Origin of the sequence: Veillonella sp. T34266-5, from assembly GCF_002959815.1 — a bacterium.
Taxonomy (GTDB): Bacteria; Bacillota; Negativicutes; order Veillonellales; family Veillonellaceae; genus Veillonella; species Veillonella atypica.
In genome coordinates, this window is record NZ_PPCZ01000013.1 from 52,652 (window position 1) to 71,828 (window position 19,177).

The 19,177-nt window shown below is 39.2% G+C and carries 12 protein-coding genes and 1 riboswitch; of the genes, 2 read left to right on the forward strand and 10 right to left on the reverse strand.

Annotation, left to right across the window (positions count from 1 at the left end; genetic code table 11):
- Positions 1–23: 23 nt before the first annotated feature.
- Genes VIHSUH07_RS05210 through ribD form a run of 3 tightly spaced genes read right to left on the reverse strand, consistent with a single transcriptional unit; the run spans position 24 to position 3,101 of the window.
- Positions 24–1,226, reverse strand: a complete 1,203-nt coding sequence (locus VIHSUH07_RS05210; RefSeq protein WP_005379911.1) for a bifunctional 3,4-dihydroxy-2-butanone-4-phosphate synthase/GTP cyclohydrolase II — start codon at positions 1,224–1,226, stop codon at positions 24–26.
- 17 nt (positions 1,227–1,243) lie between these two features.
- Complete coding sequence (locus VIHSUH07_RS05215) at positions 1,244–1,900, reverse strand: riboflavin synthase (protein ID WP_105084145.1); 657 nt, start codon at positions 1,898–1,900, stop codon at positions 1,244–1,246.
- Entirely contained in the window at positions 1,881–3,101 is a 1,221-nt protein-coding gene (gene ribD / locus VIHSUH07_RS05220; protein ID WP_105084146.1) for a bifunctional diaminohydroxyphosphoribosylaminopyrimidine deaminase/5-amino-6-(5-phosphoribosylamino)uracil reductase RibD, read from the reverse strand. Before ribD ends, VIHSUH07_RS05215 begins: the two co-directional genes overlap by 20 nt.
- Positions 3,102–3,174: 73 nt before the next feature.
- A riboswitch (FMN riboswitch) is annotated at positions 3,175–3,290 on the reverse strand.
- Positions 3,291–3,537: 247 nt separating this feature from the next.
- On the opposite strand from ribD, the gene poxB reads away from it, so the two are divergent.
- Positions 3,538–5,283 (forward strand): ubiquinone-dependent pyruvate dehydrogenase, encoded by a 1,746-nt coding sequence (gene poxB, locus VIHSUH07_RS05225; protein ID WP_105084147.1) that lies wholly within the window; start codon positions 3,538–3,540, stop codon positions 5,281–5,283.
- 74 nt (positions 5,284–5,357) lie between these two features.
- Here poxB and VIHSUH07_RS05230 read toward each other — a convergent pair whose 3' ends face one another.
- The 4 genes from VIHSUH07_RS05230 to VIHSUH07_RS05245 all read right to left on the reverse strand — a co-directional run bounded on the left by VIHSUH07_RS05230 (position 5,358) and on the right by VIHSUH07_RS05245 (position 12,865).
- Positions 5,358–9,083, reverse strand: coding sequence for a PolC-type DNA polymerase III (locus VIHSUH07_RS05230; protein WP_105084148.1), 3,726 nt, complete (start codon positions 9,081–9,083; stop codon positions 5,358–5,360).
- A gap of 2 nt (positions 9,084–9,085) precedes the next feature.
- On the reverse strand, positions 9,086–10,066 hold the full coding sequence (holA, locus tag VIHSUH07_RS05235) for a DNA polymerase III subunit delta (RefSeq protein WP_105084149.1): 981 nt from the start codon (positions 10,064–10,066) through the stop codon (positions 9,086–9,088).
- Positions 10,067–10,080: 14 nt separating this feature from the next.
- Positions 10,081–12,096, reverse strand: a complete 2,016-nt coding sequence (locus VIHSUH07_RS05240; protein WP_233187823.1) for a ComEC/Rec2 family competence protein — start codon at positions 12,094–12,096, stop codon at positions 10,081–10,083.
- A 136-nt stretch (positions 12,097–12,232) separates the two neighbouring features.
- Entirely contained in the window at positions 12,233–12,865 is a 633-nt protein-coding gene (locus tag VIHSUH07_RS05245; RefSeq protein WP_105084151.1) for a ComEA family DNA-binding protein, read from the reverse strand.
- A gap of 152 nt (positions 12,866–13,017) precedes the next feature.
- Here VIHSUH07_RS05245 and VIHSUH07_RS05250 point away from each other — a divergent pair, with 152 nt between their 5' ends.
- Complete coding sequence (locus VIHSUH07_RS05250; protein ID WP_105084152.1) at positions 13,018–14,247, forward strand: aminopeptidase; 1,230 nt, start codon at positions 13,018–13,020, stop codon at positions 14,245–14,247.
- Between the two features lie 118 nt (positions 14,248–14,365).
- On the opposite strand, the gene VIHSUH07_RS05255 is transcribed toward VIHSUH07_RS05250, so the two are convergent.
- The 3 genes from VIHSUH07_RS05255 to VIHSUH07_RS05265 all read right to left on the reverse strand — a co-directional run bounded on the left by VIHSUH07_RS05255 (position 14,366) and on the right by VIHSUH07_RS05265 (position 19,097).
- Positions 14,366–14,845, reverse strand: coding sequence for a deoxycytidylate deaminase (locus VIHSUH07_RS05255; protein ID WP_005377547.1), 480 nt, complete (start codon positions 14,843–14,845; stop codon positions 14,366–14,368).
- An 83-nt stretch (positions 14,846–14,928) separates the two neighbouring features.
- On the reverse strand, positions 14,929–17,397 hold the full coding sequence (gene leuS / locus VIHSUH07_RS05260) for a leucine--tRNA ligase (protein WP_105084153.1): 2,469 nt from the start codon (positions 17,395–17,397) through the stop codon (positions 14,929–14,931).
- Between the two features lie 80 nt (positions 17,398–17,477).
- The gene (locus tag VIHSUH07_RS05265; RefSeq protein ID WP_105084154.1) at positions 17,478–19,097 is read right to left on the reverse strand and encodes a glycosyl hydrolase family 18 protein; all 1,620 of its coding nucleotides are present in this window, start codon (positions 19,095–19,097) and stop codon (positions 17,478–17,480) included.
- Between the last annotated feature and the right edge of the window lie 80 nt (positions 19,098–19,177).

Sequence of the window (19,177 nt, forward strand, 5' to 3'; positions counted from 1 at the left end):
ATATCTAAGTTAGTAAAGAAAAATTAGTCCTCTAACATATGACCCATTTTTTCTTCTTTTGTTTTTAAATAGCCTGCATTAAATTTGTTAGCAGGAATAATGAGAGGTACACGTTTGTGTACATCAACGCCCCAATGTTCTAATCCATGGCGTTTTTCAGGGTTATTCGTCAATAAACGGATACTCTTAATACCTAAGAAACGAATAATTTGAGCCGCTAAAGAATATTCGCGCATATCTGCAGGAAAACCTAATTGTTCATTCGCTTCTACTGTATCAAGACCTTGTTCTTGCAATGCATAGGCTTTAATTTTATTGGTTAAGCCAATACCACGACCTTCTTGACGCATATAGACTACAACGCCTTTGCCCTCTTTTTCGATGGACCGTAATGCATTTTCTAATTGTTCACCACAATCGCAACGTTTAGAACCAAATACATCCCCTGTTAAACATTCGGAGTGAATACGTACAAGTACATCTTCACAATCTTGTACATCGCCCTTAACGATTGCAAGATGCTCTTTATGATCTAAATCATTTTTAAATACGAAGATATTGAAATCGCCAAATTTTGTTGGTAATTTGGAACAAGCGCCTAATCCAATCATATCTTCATGTTGTTTGCGGTATTCAATGAGTTCAGCTACGGACGCAATTTTCAAATCATGTTCCTTAGCAAATTCGATTAAATCTGGTAAACGTGCCATATCCCCATCATCTTTAGTGATTTCACAGATAACAGCAGCCTCTTGTAAACCAGCAAGACGACAAAGGTCAACAGATGCTTCAGTATGACCTTGGCGTACGAGAACACCACCTTCTTTATATACCAATGGGAAAACATGACCAGGGCGACGGAAATCAGCAGGTTTTGCAGTTGGATCTAATAGTTTTTGAATCGTATAGGCCCGTTCTGCAGGAGAAACACCTGTTGTTGTATCTACATGGTCTACGGTAACAGTAAAGGCTGTTTCATGGTTATCCGTATTCTTCGTAACCATTGCAGGAATACCAAGGCGTTCTAAAGCTTCTCGTCTCATTGGTGTACACACGATACCACGTGCATATTTAACAAAGAAATTAATATTTTCTTGAGTAGCAAACTCGGCAGCGATAATTAAATCACCTTCATTTTCGCGACTTTCATCATCAACAATGATAACAGGTTTACCAACTTTCATATCTTGAAGAACTTCTTCAATTGTGTTCAATGTATAATTCATGGAGACAACTCCTCCTTTTACATAAATCCATTCTCTACTAATAGAGATTCCATGGATTTTTGGGACTTACTTGTATGTGTAGGCTCATCTAAGGTCATAAAATGACGAATATAACGGCCTGTTATATCTGTTTCTAAATTTACCTCTGTACCAATCGACGCATGTCCGAGCACAGTCTCGCTTAATGTATGGGGAATGATAGATACAGAAAAGGTTGATTCTGTTCTCTCCATAATCGTTAAGCTAATGCCATCGATTGTAATAGATCCTTTATAAATGACGTAATCCATAATCGACTTTGGTGCAGAAACTGTAAAAATAATAGCGTTATCTGTGCGTTTCATATTGACAATACGACCAGTACCATCTACGTGACCAGCCACGATATGCCCTCCAAATCTTCCATTCGCCGCCATAGCGCGTTCGAGATTAACGGGTTGGTTTACCTTTAAATTGGTAAACGTTGTCATACTTATTGACTCCGGCATAACATCTGCAGTAAATTGGTGATTTCCAATAGATGTAGCAGTTAAACAAACGCCATTAACCGCTACAGAATCGCCAATTTTTAAATCATCAAAAATCGTATTGCCACCGATTGTCAACAATAAGGATTGGGCACCCTTTTTAACGCTTACTATTTTGCCAACTTCTTCAACGATGCCTGTAAACATAGGAGCCCTCCCTTCCTAAACGATAGGATTCAATACGAATATTATTATCTAGTATTCGCGAACTAGCAAATTCGAGTGTAGGCGCCTCATGTAATGTAGCAAAACCGGTACCACCTACAGCAGATGTACTATTCGCTCCCCCTATGACAAGATTGCCTATATAGGTAACAATTTTATCAAAGGCCAACGATTCAACAAAGGAACTGATAATGGTGGAACCACCTTCAATAAGCACTGATGTGTATTCTTGTTCCCCAAGATGTTCCAAACACGCTTGAATATCTATCTTCTTAATATCTATAGCTACATCAGTGGTACGTCCTTGACGCACCGATTTTGTTGGGAGTTCCTCTACAATCGCTCCAACATTAGCCAAAGCAATTCTACGCTGCTCTGGACAACCTTTCGCTACATAAATGATAACCTTACGATTTGGTATCGTAAATACCTTTGCATCCGTTGGCGTACGCCCCTGACTATCCAGAATAATAATATCTGGCTGATGCACCTCTAATGTATTATCTATCGAGACATCGTGTCTGTTGATAATTGCTTCATATAATTCATCTCTAGTGAGCCTACAATTAAGCAATGGATCATCAGCCAAGATGGTACCAATACCAACAAGCATCGCATCATGAGACGCTCGCAATATATGTCCGTCCTTACGGGAACTTTCATTCGTAATCCATTGAGATTGACCGGTGAAAGTAGCAATTTTACCATCTAGGGACATAGCACTTTTTATGGTTACAAACGGTTTATGTGTTTGAATATATGTAAAGAAATGTTCATTCAACTGAATACATTCATCCACACATACATCTGTAGTTACCTCTATACCTGCATCTGTAAGAATTTGAATACCCTTACCAGCCACTAGTGGATTTGGATCGGTACTACCAATCACAACGCGAGCAATACCAGATTCTACGACACGCTTTGCACATGGCGGAGTCTTTCCATAATGAGCACAAGGCTCAAGGGTTACATATAAGGTAGCCCCCCTAGCATTATCTCCCGCGGCATCTAAAGCATGCACTTCCGCATGGGCCTCACCAGCCTTATGGTGATACCCTTCGCCAACTATTGTATTATTTTTTACTACGACGGCACCAACCAAGGGGTTGGGCGATGTATGTCCAGTTGCCATTTTCGCTAGAGAAATGGCACGCTTCATATATAATTCGTCGTTCATCATAATACCTCAATAAAAAAAGGACTATAAACATAGTCCTTGGGTCATCATATATACACATACAAAATATATGTGCTATTGTCTTTTCTCATCCAGACTCTACTGTCGGTATCGGAATTACACCGATTCATGCCATATAGCTCGCGGACTATAACCGCCGGTAAGGAATTTCACCTATCCCCAAAGACTTATCATATTAATTTATATGTTTATAGTACCACTTTTATGATACTTTCGCAAGATTATACATTTGTATATGAGAAAACTTATTAATATCCATCTCAACCATATAGCACTTTTAGAAATTGAACTAATTTTGTGATGTATACAATTTATTGTGATAAAAGTCACATAATATGCAATCATAAGATACTACTATTTATAGTATATAGTGAATTATATTTTTAAATAACATTAATTATCATATAGAGGTGATAATATGGCAAAAAAACGTATATCAGATGTACTCATAGAAGTATTAGCTAACGCAGGTATTAAAAGAATTTATGGTATTACTGGGGATAGTTTAAACTCGGTAAACGATAGTTTACGTCGTAATGGGAAAATTCAATTTGAACACGTGCGCCACGAAGAATCTGCAGCCTTCGCTGCTGGTGCAGAGGCTCTATTAACTGGTAAATTAACCGTATGTGCTGGTAGTTCTGGCCCTGGTAATCTCCATTTGATCAATGGTCTATTTGATTGTCATCGCAATCGTGTACCAGTGCTCGCTATTGCCTCTCATATTCCACAATCCGAAGTCGGTCTCAACTATTTCCAAGAAACACATCCAGAAAATTTATTTAAAGAGTGCTCTTGTTTCTGTGAACTCGTTTCTAATCCAAAACAAATGCCTGAAATCCTATTCCGCGCCATGAATGCCGCAGTTGGCAATCGCGATGTAGCCGTAATCGTTCTACCTGGTGATGTAGCCGTTATGGAAACAGAAATTGATGAATTACCTACATGGCATGCGCCTAAATTACCACGCGTAATTCCTCAATCAGAGGATATTCTTGAAATGGTTCAACATATAAACAATGGCAAACGCATTACACTTTTCTGTGGTGCTGGTTGTGCCGGTGCTCATGACGAAGTAGTTGAACTTGCTACCAAATTACAAGCCCCTGTTGTACATGCTTTCAGAGGCAAAGAATGGGTCGAATGGGACAATCCTTATGATGTCGGCATGACAGGTTTGCTTGGTTATACATCCGGTTACCGTGCTATTGAGCAATGCGATACACTAATCATGTTAGGTACCGATTTCCCTTATCGTCCATTCTATCCTGAAAATGCTAAGGTAATTCAAGTAGATATTAATCCATCCGCTCTTGGTGCACGCGTTCCATTAACACAAGGTATCATTGGTTCTGTAAAAGATACCTTACACGAACTACTCCCTCACCTTACACAACGAGATGATACTGAATTCATCGATACTGTTCGTAAAGCATACACTAAATTCCGCAATGATTTGGACAGCTATGCCGTTGCTGAACCTGATGGCGTAGCAATTCACCCTCAATATTTCGTAAATCGTCTTAATAAATTGGCTGCTGATGACGCCATCTTTACATTCGATGTGGGCACTCCTGTTATCTGGACAGCACGCCATATCAAAACAAATGGCAAACGTCGTATCATTGGATCCTACAACCACGGTTCCATGGCCAATGCAATGATGCATGCAATAGGCGCTCAAAATGCATGTCCAAATCGCCAAGTTATCTCCCTATCTGGGGACGGCGGTTTCACCATGATGATGGGCGAAATGTTGTCATTAAAACAATTAAATCTTCCTGTGAAAGTATTCGTATTTAACAATGAAGAACTTAGCTTCATTGCCATGGAAATGAAAGCATCTGGTTACTTAGATTATGCTACAGACTTTGTAAATCCTGACTTTGGTAAACTTGCCGAAGCAGCTGGTATCAAAGGTATTAGCATTACAAACTCTAGCGAAGTTGATGAAAAAATCAAGGAAGCTCTAAACTATAATGAAGGTCCTGTTATTATCAATGTCCGTGTTGATAAACAAGAACTTGCTATGCCTCCAAAAATTGCATATCAACAAGCAAAAGGCTTTAGTAAATACTTAATCAACGCCATCCTTGATGGACGTGGTACAGAGCTTAAAGAAATGGCTAAAACTAACTGGATGAAATATAAATCCTTATACTAAAATCTGCCAAAATAATTAAATTGCAAAACTTTCAAAAAAAAGGTGTCATCAAACGATGACACCTTTTAAATTTATTAGCCAAACAGCGACATTTGTTCGTCTTCTGGCAAATCACCACAGCATTTAAGTTCTTTCATTGTTTCAATGATGGTAGCAGATACCTTACAACGACGTTGCAAGTCTTTTAAGGATGTAAACGGTTTTTTGTCCCGTTCTTCTACGATTGCATCGGCAACCGTTTCACCAAGTGAATCGATAGCTAAGAATGGTGGTAATAGTGCGCCGTCCTTAATGCTAAATCGACGAGCACCGGAATGTTGAATATCTACGTTGATAAAACGATAGCCCCGTTGATACATTTCCATGGATACCTCCAAGGCGGACATCAAATCCTTTTCCTTAGGGCTGGCACCACGGTCAAGAGCTTTAATACGATTAAATTCTTTCAATTGTGTATTCAAATCACCTGTCATGATCCGTAAATCAAAGGCTTTTGCACGGATGGAAAAATAGGCAGCGTAAAATGCCAACGGATGATATACCTTAAACCACGCTATGCGGAAGGCCATCATAACGTAAGCAACGGCATGGGCCCGAGGGAATAGATAGGAAATCTTTTTGCAAGACTCAATAAACCATTCAGGAATATTATTTTCTCGCATTTCTTTTTCAAATTCCGTAGTCGCTTGACCTTGTTTATTTCTCTTTTCGATGCCCTTCCCTTTACGAACATTTTCCATGACGAAGAAACTGTTTTTCTTGTTCATGCCACGATGAATCAAAAAGTTCATTACGTCATCACGAGTAGAAATAGCTTCGTTCAATTTACAAGTACCATTTTTAATGAGTTCCTGTGCATTATCGAGCCATACATTCGTACCGTGGGAGAAACCAGAAATACGAACAAGATCAGAGAAGGTTTGTGGCCTAGAATCTTCTAACATGCCCCGTACAAATTTCGTACCACATTCCGGTACGGCAAGGCTCGCTACTTGGTCCCCTTGCAATTGTTCAGGCGTCAATCCGATACCCTCTGTTGATGAGAATAGGCTTAGCGTTCTAGGATCATCAAAAGGAATCGTCTTCGCATCAATACCGGTCAAGTCCTCCAACATACGAATAATCGTCGGATCATCATGGCCCAGAATATCGAGTTTTGTCATACGCCCTTCTATGGAGTGATAATCAAAGTGAGTCGTTAATACGCCACTCTCTTTTTTATTCGCCGGATGTTGTATCGGCGTAAAGTGATGCACGTCCATATCACGAGGACAAACCATGATGCCACCCGGATGTTGTCCTGTCGTATTTTTTACATTCGTAAAACCTTTTGCAAGGTGCTCAAGGAATCCACTGCGAGCCTGAATATTTCTAAGCTCTGCATATTTCTTTACATACCCAAATGCAGTCTTATCTGCAATGGTACCAATCGTACCGGCCTTAAATACATTATCACGTCCAAACAGTTCTTCCGTGTATTTATGAGCCTTCGCTTGGTAGTCACCAGAGAAGTTCAAATCGATATCTGGAACCTTATCGCCTTCGAAACCAAGGAAGATAGCAAATGGAATGTCATGACCATTCGTTTGTAATGGATGACCGCAATTAGGACAGTCACGACGCGGTAAATCGAATCCACCGGCGTATTCACCATTTTCATAAAATTCCGACCACTTACATTCAGGGCAAATATAATGCGGTGGCAATGGATTAACTTCCGTAATCTCCGACATGGTCGCTGCAAAAGACGAGCCTACAGAACCACGAGAACCTACGAGATAGCCATCGTCTAGTGATTTTTTTACCAGCTTATGAGCGATATAGTACAACACGCCATAACCATTGCTGATGATACAGTCTAGCTCATAATCTAGGCGTTCCTGTACAACACGAGGCAATGGATCACCATAAATCTTCTTCGCATTTACATAGCACATTTCTGTGAAAGCTTCATCGGCCCCTTCGATTTTAGGTGAATATGTGCCATCTGGCACTGGTTTAATGTCTTCAATACTATCATTGATGGCCCGTGTATTCGCTACAACAACCTCATAGGCCTTTTCTTCACTCAAATATGGGAATGAAGCTAACATTTCATCAGTAGTACGCAAATGTAAATCCGGTTGTTCATCCGCATCAGGGAACCCACAAGCGGTTAACATAATCTCACGATATATCTTTTCCTCTGGTGTTAAATAATGAACGTCACAGGTAGCACATACGCGTTTATTGAGGGCTTCGCCCAATTCAATAACCGTCTTATTCATATCGATAAGAGCTTGTTCATCTGGCACGATACCCTTGCGAATTAAGAATGTATTATTTGTATGTGGCTGAATTTCAAGATAATCATAGAAGGATGCAATCGTTAATAGCTCTTCTTTGGAGGAACCTTTAACAATAGCCTGCATCAATTCACCTGCTTCACAGGCAGATCCTATAAGAATACCTTCACGATGCTCTTCAATGATAGAACGAGGCAAACGAGGTCTCCGTTTATAGTATTCCAAATGGGATATGGAAATCATTTTATACAGATTACGTAAGCCCACCATGTTTTGAGCTAACAAAATAATGTGATAACGAGGCGCTTCATCTTTTCGTTTTACAACGTCTAAGGATAATTCCTTTTCTAAATCCGCATCATCAACAAGATATCCTTCAACGCCATAAATAACCTTAACACCAAGTTCTTTACCAAGTGCTTGTGCTTCAGGAAAGGCTTGTACAACACCATGGTCCGTAATAGCGACCGCAGGATGGCCCCATTTTTTGACAGTTTTAAATAAATCCTTAATCGATACGAGTGCATCTTTATCACTCATCTTAGTATGGAGATGAAGCTCAACACGAGAATCTGGTCTGTCCTCTGTCCGTTCATTTATATTGTCTTCTTCGATAGCTTCGATACTACGTATAGATAAAATATAGTCCTTATCAAATCGATCATCAAAGTTGACACTACCTTGTACGCGCACCTTTTGCAATTTCTTTAATTGCTTTAATAAGGCATCCCCTTCTTCTGGACTATTCGTAAATTTAATAAACTTAATACTGTTCGTATCATCTACGATACTGCCATTTACGATACTTTTACCAGTCCTAGTATCGCGTTTATCAAGGCCAACGAACACACCTTCAAAAATAACACTTGGTGTTTCTACGGTGCCCATGATGCTGGAGGTCGTGCCCTCAATGCGTGGACCTAAAATCATACCCTCATCAGTTGGTGCATCCTTAGGAGCACGTTGTGGATATTTCTTGCCCCCTTTGTGTTGATGTCCGCTATTAGCTGAAGATGTAGATGATGAGCTACTAGATACAGATGGATTTCTTGTTGTTACAGACTCATACGATGTGGGGTCTGGATTAAAATAGTCCAATTCCACCGCATCCATAAATGGCACAAACTCATCTGCATAATCGATTTCATCATCATTATTGCCAGCAAAGGACTTTCCTCTCTCTGGCATGTTTTCTTCCTCTAATTTCTGACGATGCGCTTCAACATCTTCAATAAATTCACCTACACCACAACCACCGGCATAGTAGTATGGTGCAAATTCTTCATCACCGTCATCTACCTTCCACGCAAAGCAGCAAGATGTAGTTGCATTGGTAGGAATAGTATCAAAGGAAATATTTTTTTCTTTGTACCAAGCAGCTAATCGTTCTTGTAATGACACTAATGTTTTAAATGCTGAATCTGCTGCTTGTATGGTTACCTGTTTATCATCACAATTCACATAGAAAGCAGGTTTACTATTCTGTTTTGGTACTACTCGATAACGTACTTTCATTTTTATCCCTTATACCCACAATAGGTCAAACATAAATCCCTAAATCGCCACATATCCCCTTTGCTTGTGCGACTATCTAATATTACATCATATAATCCTTTTAAGAGTGCTTTTAAAGCCTTTATAGAAATACGAGAACTTGCTTCATAGGCCAGTTTTATAGGGTATGGCTTATAAGAGGCCCCATTTTCTTTACAAAAATGTTCTACTTGTTTAGCTGTCATACCTGCAGCACGACATTCGCTTACCAATAATTGGAGCCGCAATTGCCCTTCGATATAGCCCATAGCGCGGTCGATTTCTTTATAGCTAAACATAAACGGAAATAATTCTAATAAGGTATTCACATCTTGTTTTAATAGAGCTTCTTTAAAGGTAAAGATATTTTTAGCTCCATAATTACTGCTATGTTCCATTAAAAAGGATCTATCAATTTTCTTATGATTCCCTAATAACAGAAAATATCGATCAAACTCGGTACGCATAAACGCAACCGGCACATCTTGCCACAACTCCAATAGATGAGATAGATAGTCGTGCCCATCAGGCGTCAGCGTATATCCATTAGAGGTGCAATACTGACGAATCCACATCAATAAATCGTCACCTTCTAATCGCTTACATTCCTTATTAGGAATAGATTCTAATATCTTTTTATTTTGTTTTAATCGTTTATCCACCATATCGTGATAGATAATAAGTACTGGATTATCACCGGTATAATTCATCAGTAACTCGGCCAGTGCATCCCATTCTTGACTCTCTTTTTGGCCTGCTTTTTTCAAGATAGGTAGATTGATAAGACAAAATACCTTGGCATCGCCAAATAAAGAATCCTCCATCAATTGTTCTGATATTTTGGAAGGACCTGCTTCATCATGCAATACGCGCACATCTAGATTTTTATGAGATAAGAAAAACTTTTGTTTCTCTTCTTCTATGAGTTGTGGTTCATTACCATAAATTAGATATACTTGATTCATCGCCAGTCCTCCTTTCATAATCGATAGTCCGGAATATATTGATAGCCCCATAAATGAACATGTTCTGCATCGGGATCAATGTCTCGCATCGCTCCTCGAGGCATGCTAACAAGCACAGGATGATTCGAATGTAATGCTACAATTTGATTCACCATATACGACTGAGAGGTAATCAAAATAGTGTTCCTCATATCATTTAATTGTAGTTTTTTTTCACCATTTTGTCTATTATAGACCAACACAGACGTTATATCATTTTTGTATAAAACAGTATTTTTGCCCGTCGATTGAAATCGTTGAATATGAGCATTTTTTAATGGAATACCAAAACTTTGGAGTCCATTTCTTACGCGAATTTCACTAGCTTTCATAGGTATAGCATCAGGCGTATCAATATATACCATAGCCGTTTTTTCATAAGGCTTAACAATGAGGAATGCATTGGACTGTTTCATAGGTACAATATGCAAAATCGTTTCATTCCTATATAAGATGCCACTATAAGCAATAGCAATTATACCGATTCCCATAAGTACAATTCCTTTTGTGAAAGTTCTAAATTTAAGCTTTAATGAGACTAGATTAGTATATAGTAATCCCACACATCCATAGTATAACACCCCTAATGTGGAAGAAATGGTACCTATCCACCATAGACATATAGAACTGTTAGCGAGATGCGCATTTACATATAAACAGATAGTTAATATCCAGTCGATTACGTTCCACACCATACCTATTGGTATAAATAAGGATATTATGGTACAACCAAATAACATAACAATAGCTATATCAAGTAAAGGTGTAATAATAATAGCTGCAAAAAGACTTGCTAAACTCAAATAGTGAAAGTAATAGAGCTGGAACGGTATCAATAAAAGTTGTGCACTGATGCAGAGTACTAGTGGAGCTTTCACAATCGGTGGCAATACTGTGATCCATCGATATAATGGCATGCCAAATAATAAGAGCCCATAGGTAGCTCCAAAGGATAGTTGAAAGCTCACATCTAATATAAGTAACGGATCATATAGTAAAAATAGTATAGCCGTCACTGCTAATCCTTGCTTCGCCGTATACATACGGCCTTTTAAATAGGCTAAAGCAAGCCAAATACCCATTATGGTAGAACGTACAACAGGTGCACTGAAACCAACCACTATACAATAAAAGATAGATAGTATAATACCACCCATCATAGCATAACGTTTCCTGATACGACATACTCTGCATAGGCAATATACGATAGAAAATAGCAGTGCAATATGGGAACCCGATATAGATAAAATATGAATGATACCAGTGTAGCCAAATTGACGTAGCACATCTTGACCTAATTCTCCATAATGGCCTCCTAGAACTAATGAAATGCCAAGCCATTTGGTTGTATCTGATAGATACTGTTCCATCAATACTTCAACAGCACTACGCATGGAATCAATTATGTGAAGACACCGTTGATAATAACCGATATAAGAATCTATCTTATACTGTTTTAGAGCATGTAAATCCACCACCTTATAGGTACCATCAAACATGGCACCCATATCTTCATTACGAATTGCCTTATTTCGCTTATCAATAGTGCCTCTCTCTTCTGTCAAATAGAGAGATTTAGGCGTACCATAAACGATAATCGAATCCCCCATATGAAGATGTGTAGAATTTTCTTGTATTGTTACTCTAATATGCCCATCGGCCTTAATATGCACGCCTTTTGCCGTATCCTTGTGTGGCACTAACCCTAACAATATAGCACTAAATGATCTATATTCTTTCCCATCAATCACTTTTAAATCTACCGGAGAATCAATGAGTAGTGCATATTCGCCTTCTTGTGATAAAAAGAAATTAGTATGCCCTACATACTGATTAATTTGATGGTTTACATGTAAAAATGATACGCCACCTAATGCACATGAGACGATGCAGGTTACAACTATATATTTAATTGACAAAGACGGTTGTAACCTATAGCGAACCACAGCTTTAACCAATGTATATAGTAGATAGCCAGCAGCACTAAACATACAATACCAACTCGTATCGAGCAATACATAATGCGAGCTATAGGCACATAAAATGCCTAGTATGATACCACTTAGAATATAATGGGCTATCTCCGAATAGGTGATCAGCATATTCAGTGTCAAATAAATAGGTAAATTAGACTGTAATTTTATCGCGTATCTTCTTAAATAATCCATCGCCGATACCTTTGACGTGCTTGATATCCTCTATAGATGTAAAAGCGCCCTTACTTTGACGATACTCTTCAATCCGTTTTGCCATGGTTGGTCCAATTCCAGGCAGTGAATCGAGTTCTTTAACGGTAGCCGTGTTAATATTAATCTTTTGATTTCGTAGTAATGATTCAGGATTCCCGTGAAAGTTAAATTTGATGTGAATATGTTGTCCGCCTGTCACGGTCTCTGCTAAATTGATGGACTCTACATCTCCATATGGTAGTGCACCTCCAGCCCCCTTTATAACATCGCCAATTGTCGAGCTAGATGCCACCTTATAAAGTCCTGGTGATTGAATAGCGCCGGTTACATATACAATACTATCCTTACCAACCTCTTGATGTGGTTCTCGCTGCGTTGTATCACCATTCATAGAAAGGGGTGTATTATCCTGTTGTTCAGTTGTAGTCCCCTTTGTCATATCGGCGGCTAATACAGACGAATCTGGCATTGTGGTGCTTCCTTCTGTTATAATAGGCCATAGGAAATAAATTCCTACTAAAACACACAGGATTATTATAATCCACTTATGTGACACAATCATTTGTTTCATATGGTCACCTCCTACTACTACAGTTTCCATATGCAACAAAAAACTCCTATATGTGACTCTATTAGTCACATAAGCAGGAGTTTTCAAAATGATATCGAATTAAAGGAACATGCTTTCCCGGTATGTCCTATTACCATGTTAAGGAGTCTATAATGGATCAAGAATTATTACGTAAATATGCCCGTACACTATTGCAGTCTGGCGTTAATTTACAAGAAAAACAAACACTCATCGTATCGGTTGATGTAGACAATAAAGATTTTGCAGTCATCGTTACAGAAGAAGCCTACCAATTGGGTGCTAAAGAGGTTATCATCAATTGGCGACATACCCCTATTACGCGACAACGGTTATTACATGCTGATGCTTCGGTTCTAGAAACACCGGCAAAATGGATACCTGTATATTACGAACAATATGTAGAGGAAAAAGCTGCATTTTTATCACTTATCAGTGCCAATCCAAAGGCATTAGCAGGCATCCCTACGGAGCGCATTAGCCTAAACTCACGCAATCTTAACAAGGTCTTATCCTTCTACCATACAGCTATCATGAACTCGTCCGTAATATGGTGTGTAGCCGCTGTACCAACAGTGCTTTGGGCTGAACTTCTTGGCTACGAAGGCTCCGATGAAGAAAAAATTGACCAACTATGGCTTACATTATTAAAATTATGCCGTCTCAATGATGTAGAACCAAAAGATACATACGCCCATCACATGACTAAACTACGCCATCGTCGCGAAGCATTAAACGCTCTTGATTTAAAAGCATTGCGTTACACCTGTGAAAATGGCACAGATTTACTCCTCGAATTACCGGAAGACCATATTTGGCAAGGTGGCGAAGAGTTCTCTAAAGAAGGAATTAAATTCAACGCTAATATTCCTACAGAAGAAGTGTTCTGTGCGCCTCAATGGGATGGTGTAAACGGTAAAGTAGTTAGTACAAAACCGCTTATCTACCAAGGTAATCCAATTTCTAACTTCGCCTTTACCTTTGAAAATGGTAAAATCGTTGATTACACAGCTGAAGAAGGGTTAGATATCCTAAAAGAACTCATCGAAACGGATGAAGGTTCTCAATATCTTGGTGAAGTAGCCCTTGTGGACCACTATAGCCCTATTAGTCAATCCAATATGATTTACTATGAAACATTATTTGATGAAAATGCATCCTGCCACTTAGCAATTGGTGCTGCTTATCCAACATGTTTGAAAAATAGTGACGATCTATCTGAAGAAGAACTTAAAGAACGTGGTCTCAACCACTCCCTCGCTCATGTAGACTTTATGATTGGTCACGAAAAAATGAATATTAAAGGCATTACAAAAGACGGCCAACAAGTAGATATCATGATCGACGGCCGCTTATTGGTATAACAGTTTAAATAAAATGGGATAGCATGTCCTACGAAGCGACTTTGGCCCTGCGGAGGCCGAAGGCCGGAGTCAGACCCGGCCGGTGGAGCTTGCGGAGGATGTGCTATCCCATTCAATATTACAATGTTATTTCCAATACGCGGCCCGTCGATTGATATTCTATGATATCTACGCCGGCCGTCTTTAACATGCGTTTTGAAGCCTTAACCTCTTTAGTATCCTTGTATAAATCATCACGATAGATAACGGCCTTTATGCCGCTTTGAATGATTGCCTTAGCACATTCATTACAAGGGAATAGTGTTACATAAATCTTAGAGCCTTCTAGAGAACCACCGCGATAGTTTAGAATCGCATTTAGTTCACTATGAACAGTATAGAAATATTTGTTATCATCTGCCGTATCCCGTTCCCACGTAAAATCATCATCACTACAGTTTAAGGGCATGCCATTATAGCCAATGGATAAAATCTTATTATCATTGCTGACGATACAGGCACCCACTTGTGTATTTGGATCTTTGGAACGTTGCGCTGCCAAAATAGCAACCCCCATAAAATACTCATCCCAAGAAATATAATCGCTACGTTTTGCCATAATAACCTCTCTAGATAATAAAGCCCCCTTCTACCTATGTAGTTGGGGGCTTTCATTATATTAACAAATCATATATAGAAATATTATTTTACAACGATATTCACAAGTTTACCTGGTACGTAGATAACCTTAACGATTTGTTTACCTTCTGTAAACTCTTGAACACGGCTGGATTCTTTAGCCAATGCTTCCAATTCTTCTTTCGTAATATTCACAGAAACAGTTAATTTATCGCGAACCTTACCATTAACTTGAAGAACCACTTCTACTTCATCTACTTCAAGAGCAGATTCTTCGTATGTTGGCCAGTTCATAGTATGAACGGATTCAGTTTCGCCAAGTTCATGCCACAATTCTTCTGTAATATGTGGTACGAATGGAGCTAATAACAACACGAGATTATGTGTTAACTCATTAGCAAGATCAGCATTTACGGATTCTGCTTTGTCCTTGTGTGCATACATAGCATTAACAAGTTCCATAATCGCACTAATTGCCGTATTAAAGTTGAAGTTATTATCTAAATCTTCTGTAACCTTTTTAATAACACGGTGTAATTCGCGGCGTAATGCCACTTCGTCTTTAGTAAGGTCACCCGTATGATTTTCTTTTGCTGCTTGGTCATACGCATCAACAATACGCCATACGCGACCTAAGAAACGATAGGAACCTTCAACACCTTGGTCACTCCAATCAAGATCGCGGTCAACTGGTGCTGCGAACAAGATGAATAGACGCGCCGTATCAGCACCGTACTTATTGATGATTTCTTCAGGAGAAACTACATTGCCTTTAGATTTAGACATCTTGCTGCCTTCTTTAAGAACCATACCTTGTGTCAAAAGACCACGGAATGGTTCGTTAGCTTCGATGAGGCCTAAATCATGGATAACTTTCACAAAGAAACGAGAGTATAACAAATGCAAAATCGCATGTTCAATACCGCCGATGTATTGGTCAACGTTCATCCAATAATTAGCAATTTTAGAATCAAATGGTGCTTTGTCGTTCAATGCATCAGTGTAACGCAAGAAGTACCAAGAGGAGTCGATGAATGTATCCATTGTATCTGTTTCACGACGTGCAGGGCCACCACATTTAGGGCATGTAGCGTTCATGAAAGCTTCGGATGTTGCCAATGGGGATACAGCGCCAGATTCGAATTTAACATCTTCAGGAAGACGTACAGGTAATTCTTCTTCTGGTACAAGTTGTTCACCACATTTGTCGCAATATACAACAGGAATTGGCACGCCCCAGTAGCGTTGGCGAGAGATAAGCCAATCGCGAAGGCGGAAATTAGTTTTACCTTCACCGATACCGCGTTCGTGAAGTGCAGCTGTAATATTTTTACGAGCCTCTTCAGATGTTTGACCATCAAATTCGCCGGAATTAATCAACACACCATCTTCGTGGTCAGATTCTTCCCATGTATCGAAATTGTAGCTTTCACCATTGTGAGACACAACAGGTTTAATAGGCAAATCGTATTTATGAGCAAATTCCCAGTCCCGTTCATCATGGGCAGGAGACCCCATAACAGCACCGGTACCATAATCTACGAGAACATAGTTAGCAATCCAAATAGGCACTTGTTCGCCAGACATAGGATTTACCGCATAAGAACCGGTAAACATACCTTCCTTAGGTGCTTCTGTAGATGTGCGATCGATGTCGCTCATGTTGCGCATACGCGTAATGAAAGCATCTAAATCAGCCTTGTTAGGCGCTTTTTCAATTAAACGTTCCACATACGGATGTTCAGGAGCTAATACAACGTAGCTTACGCCATAGATGGTATCTACACGAGTTGTATATACGGAAATACGTTCGTTAATGGATGGCACATCAAAGGAGAATTCAGTACCTTCAGAGCGACCAATCCAGTTCTTTTGCATCAATTTAACGCGTTGAGGCCAACCATCGAGTGTATCGAGGTCATCTAACAAGCGATCTGCATATTCAGTGATGCGGAGGAACCATTGAGATAAATCCTTTTTCTCTACAGGATTATCACAACGCCAGCAAAGACCATCAATAACTTGTTCGTTAGCTAATACAGTGTGGCATGTTTCACACCAGTTAACCTTTGCTTCTTTTTTATAAGCTAAACCTTTTTTATAGAATTGTTCGAAGAACCATTGTGTCCATTTATAGTAATCTTCTTTACATGTGGCAACTTCACGGTCCCAATCATAGGAAAGGCCCAATGCTTTTTGTTGCTTTTTCATGTTCTCAATATTATCAAGAGTCCATGTTTTAGGTGCAATACCATGTTTAATAGCTGCATTTTCTGCAGGCATACCAAAGGAATCCCAGCCCATTGGATGCAATACGTTAAAACCATTCATTTTCTTAAAACGCGCTACTACGTCGCCGATGGAATAGTTGCGCACATGGCCCATATGCAAATTGCCAGATGGATATGGGAACATTTCTAATGCATAGTATTTCTCTTTACTTTCGTCATATTCAGTTTTAAAAGTATGGTTCTCATCCCAGTACTTTTGCCACTTTTTCTCAATATCTTGGGCTACATATTTTTCGTTCATGTAGGTGCCTCCTCAAATCTGTTTGTGATTCTAATTAATAGTATTATTGTACTACTTCGTACCATAAACCGTCAATTTATCTACTTTTTTACTACTTGAACAGCGGGAACGATAGACGCTATATCATTATCAACCTTTTGCTTTTCATTCACAGTCTTAGCATTCGCTTTTGTACGTTCTTTAGATGCTTTAGTTTCGGCTTTCGCCTTTTCTTTTGCAGCTTTAGATTCTGCTTTTGCCTTCTCCTTAGCTGCTTTAGCTTCTGCTTTCGCCTTTTCTTTAGCTGCTTTTTCAAGAGCCTTACGTTCAGCCTTTGTTAATGATTTTTCAACAACAGGCTTAGGAGCTTCAGCAACTGGTGCTGTGTTAGGTGTACCTTTACCTAAATCAACGCCTTGAATCATTGTAATCGTATTATCATCTTCAAAGCCTTTACGCCATGCAGCAAAGCCGGCCAATTGTAATTCTTTCACTAGGTTTAATTTATATCCTAAGGATTTATTATCTTCAAACCAAATCTTATCGGTACCACTAGTTGTTGGAATAGCTGCATAATAAGATTTTAATGTATCATTCCAAATAATATTCGATGCGTGATTTGTGAAATAAGATGATTCATTTTTAATGGCCAATGTTTCACCCCGTGCCACACCGCCTGATTCATGCCAAATTCTAGTGTAGAATGGAATGCCAAGAACAAGCTTATGACTTGGTACCTCTTGCAACATCTTCTCAGCATGATCGCGCACCCAAGGATAACTTGCAACTGGTCCTGCCGTAGTACTCTTGGCCCATGTTTCGTCATAAGCCATTAATACGACATAATCTACACTGTTAGCTAAGGACTTACGGTCATATACAAGAGACCAATTTGGACTATTGGAATATCCCGTTACATCTACAGAGGATTGAATATTATACTTATGTAATTCGTCAGCTAAGTATGCTACGAATCTTGTCAATTTATCACGGTCAGAATAGTCTACATTTTCAAAGTCAAAATTATATCCATCAAATCCATAAATATAAGCGTATTGAATGAGATTTTGAGCGTATTTCTTCCACACTGCTTCATCGGCTAAGATACCACTCGTGAAATCTGGATCAAAACGATTTGTAATAAGCGGCCACACATGATATCCGTTGGCCTTGTATGCTTTCACATAGTCGATATTAATAGTAGGGCTAGATTCTAAGCCAAGGCTATGCAATTTGAACCAACTTGGAGAGATGATGTTATCTCCGCTGACATTCAATTTTTTTGCATACGGAGTATCTTGGTTAGGCCATGGATCAAAAGCCCAAGATAGAGGCCCTTGGACAGGTTTATTTTGCAATACTTGCATCGTCTCTGGCGCAGAGGTCAATTGAACGTGGTCACCATCCTTCGTATAGGTGACGCCTATCAACGGTGTTGCATTTTCTACATCAACATACTCGGCACCATCCCGCTTGGTAATCGGCAATTTAACGGGCTCTCCAACGGCTTTAGGATTCATCGTAATGGTTGTACCATTCAGTTCTAGCTGTGGTACATAGATTGTATAAGATGTCTTATATTGATTGGCCTCATAATTACGGTTAGTCGTATTTAAATATTGTTGTAATGGCACCAACACTTCAGCCTGTACAGTATTACCAGAAATACTAGATAATACAGCGGCTGCCAAGGTAGTGACCATAGCAAATTTACGTAACATGTATGTCTCCTATAATTTATGCTGACTAGCTTTTGTTTACATAACAATTCCTATATTATATCATACATATATCGACACTT

Excerpts from the sequence above, each read along its gene's own strand:
- VIHSUH07_RS05210 (WP_005379911.1), bottom strand. The coding sequence starts at position 1,226 with ATGAATTATACATTGAACACAATTGAAGAAGTTCTTCAAGATATGAAA.
- VIHSUH07_RS05215 (WP_105084145.1), bottom strand. The coding sequence starts at position 1,900 with ATGTTTACAGGCATCGTTGAAGAAGTTGGCAAAATAGTAAGCGTTAAA.
- ribD (WP_105084146.1), bottom strand. The coding sequence starts at position 3,101 with ATGATGAACGACGAATTATATATGAAGCGTGCCATTTCTCTAGCGAAA.
- poxB (WP_105084147.1), top strand. The coding sequence starts at position 3,538 with ATGGCAAAAAAACGTATATCAGATGTACTCATAGAAGTATTAGCTAAC.
- VIHSUH07_RS05230 (WP_105084148.1), bottom strand. The coding sequence starts at position 9,083 with ATGAAAGTACGTTATCGAGTAGTACCAAAACAGAATAGTAAACCTGCT.
- holA (WP_105084149.1), bottom strand. The coding sequence starts at position 10,066 with ATGAATCAAGTATATCTAATTTATGGTAATGAACCACAACTCATAGAA.
- VIHSUH07_RS05240 (WP_233187823.1), bottom strand. The coding sequence starts at position 12,096 with ATGTTTAGTGCTGCTGGCTATCTACTATATACATTGGTTAAAGCTGTG.
- VIHSUH07_RS05245 (WP_105084151.1), bottom strand. The coding sequence starts at position 12,865 with ATGAAACAAATGATTGTGTCACATAAGTGGATTATAATAATCCTGTGT.
- VIHSUH07_RS05250 (WP_105084152.1), top strand. The coding sequence starts at position 13,018 with ATGGATCAAGAATTATTACGTAAATATGCCCGTACACTATTGCAGTCT.
- VIHSUH07_RS05255 (WP_005377547.1), bottom strand. The coding sequence starts at position 14,845 with ATGGCAAAACGTAGCGATTATATTTCTTGGGATGAGTATTTTATGGGG.
- leuS (WP_105084153.1), bottom strand. The coding sequence starts at position 17,397 with ATGAACGAAAAATATGTAGCCCAAGATATTGAGAAAAAGTGGCAAAAG.
- VIHSUH07_RS05265 (WP_105084154.1), bottom strand. The coding sequence starts at position 19,097 with ATGTTACGTAAATTTGCTATGGTCACTACCTTGGCAGCCGCTGTATTA.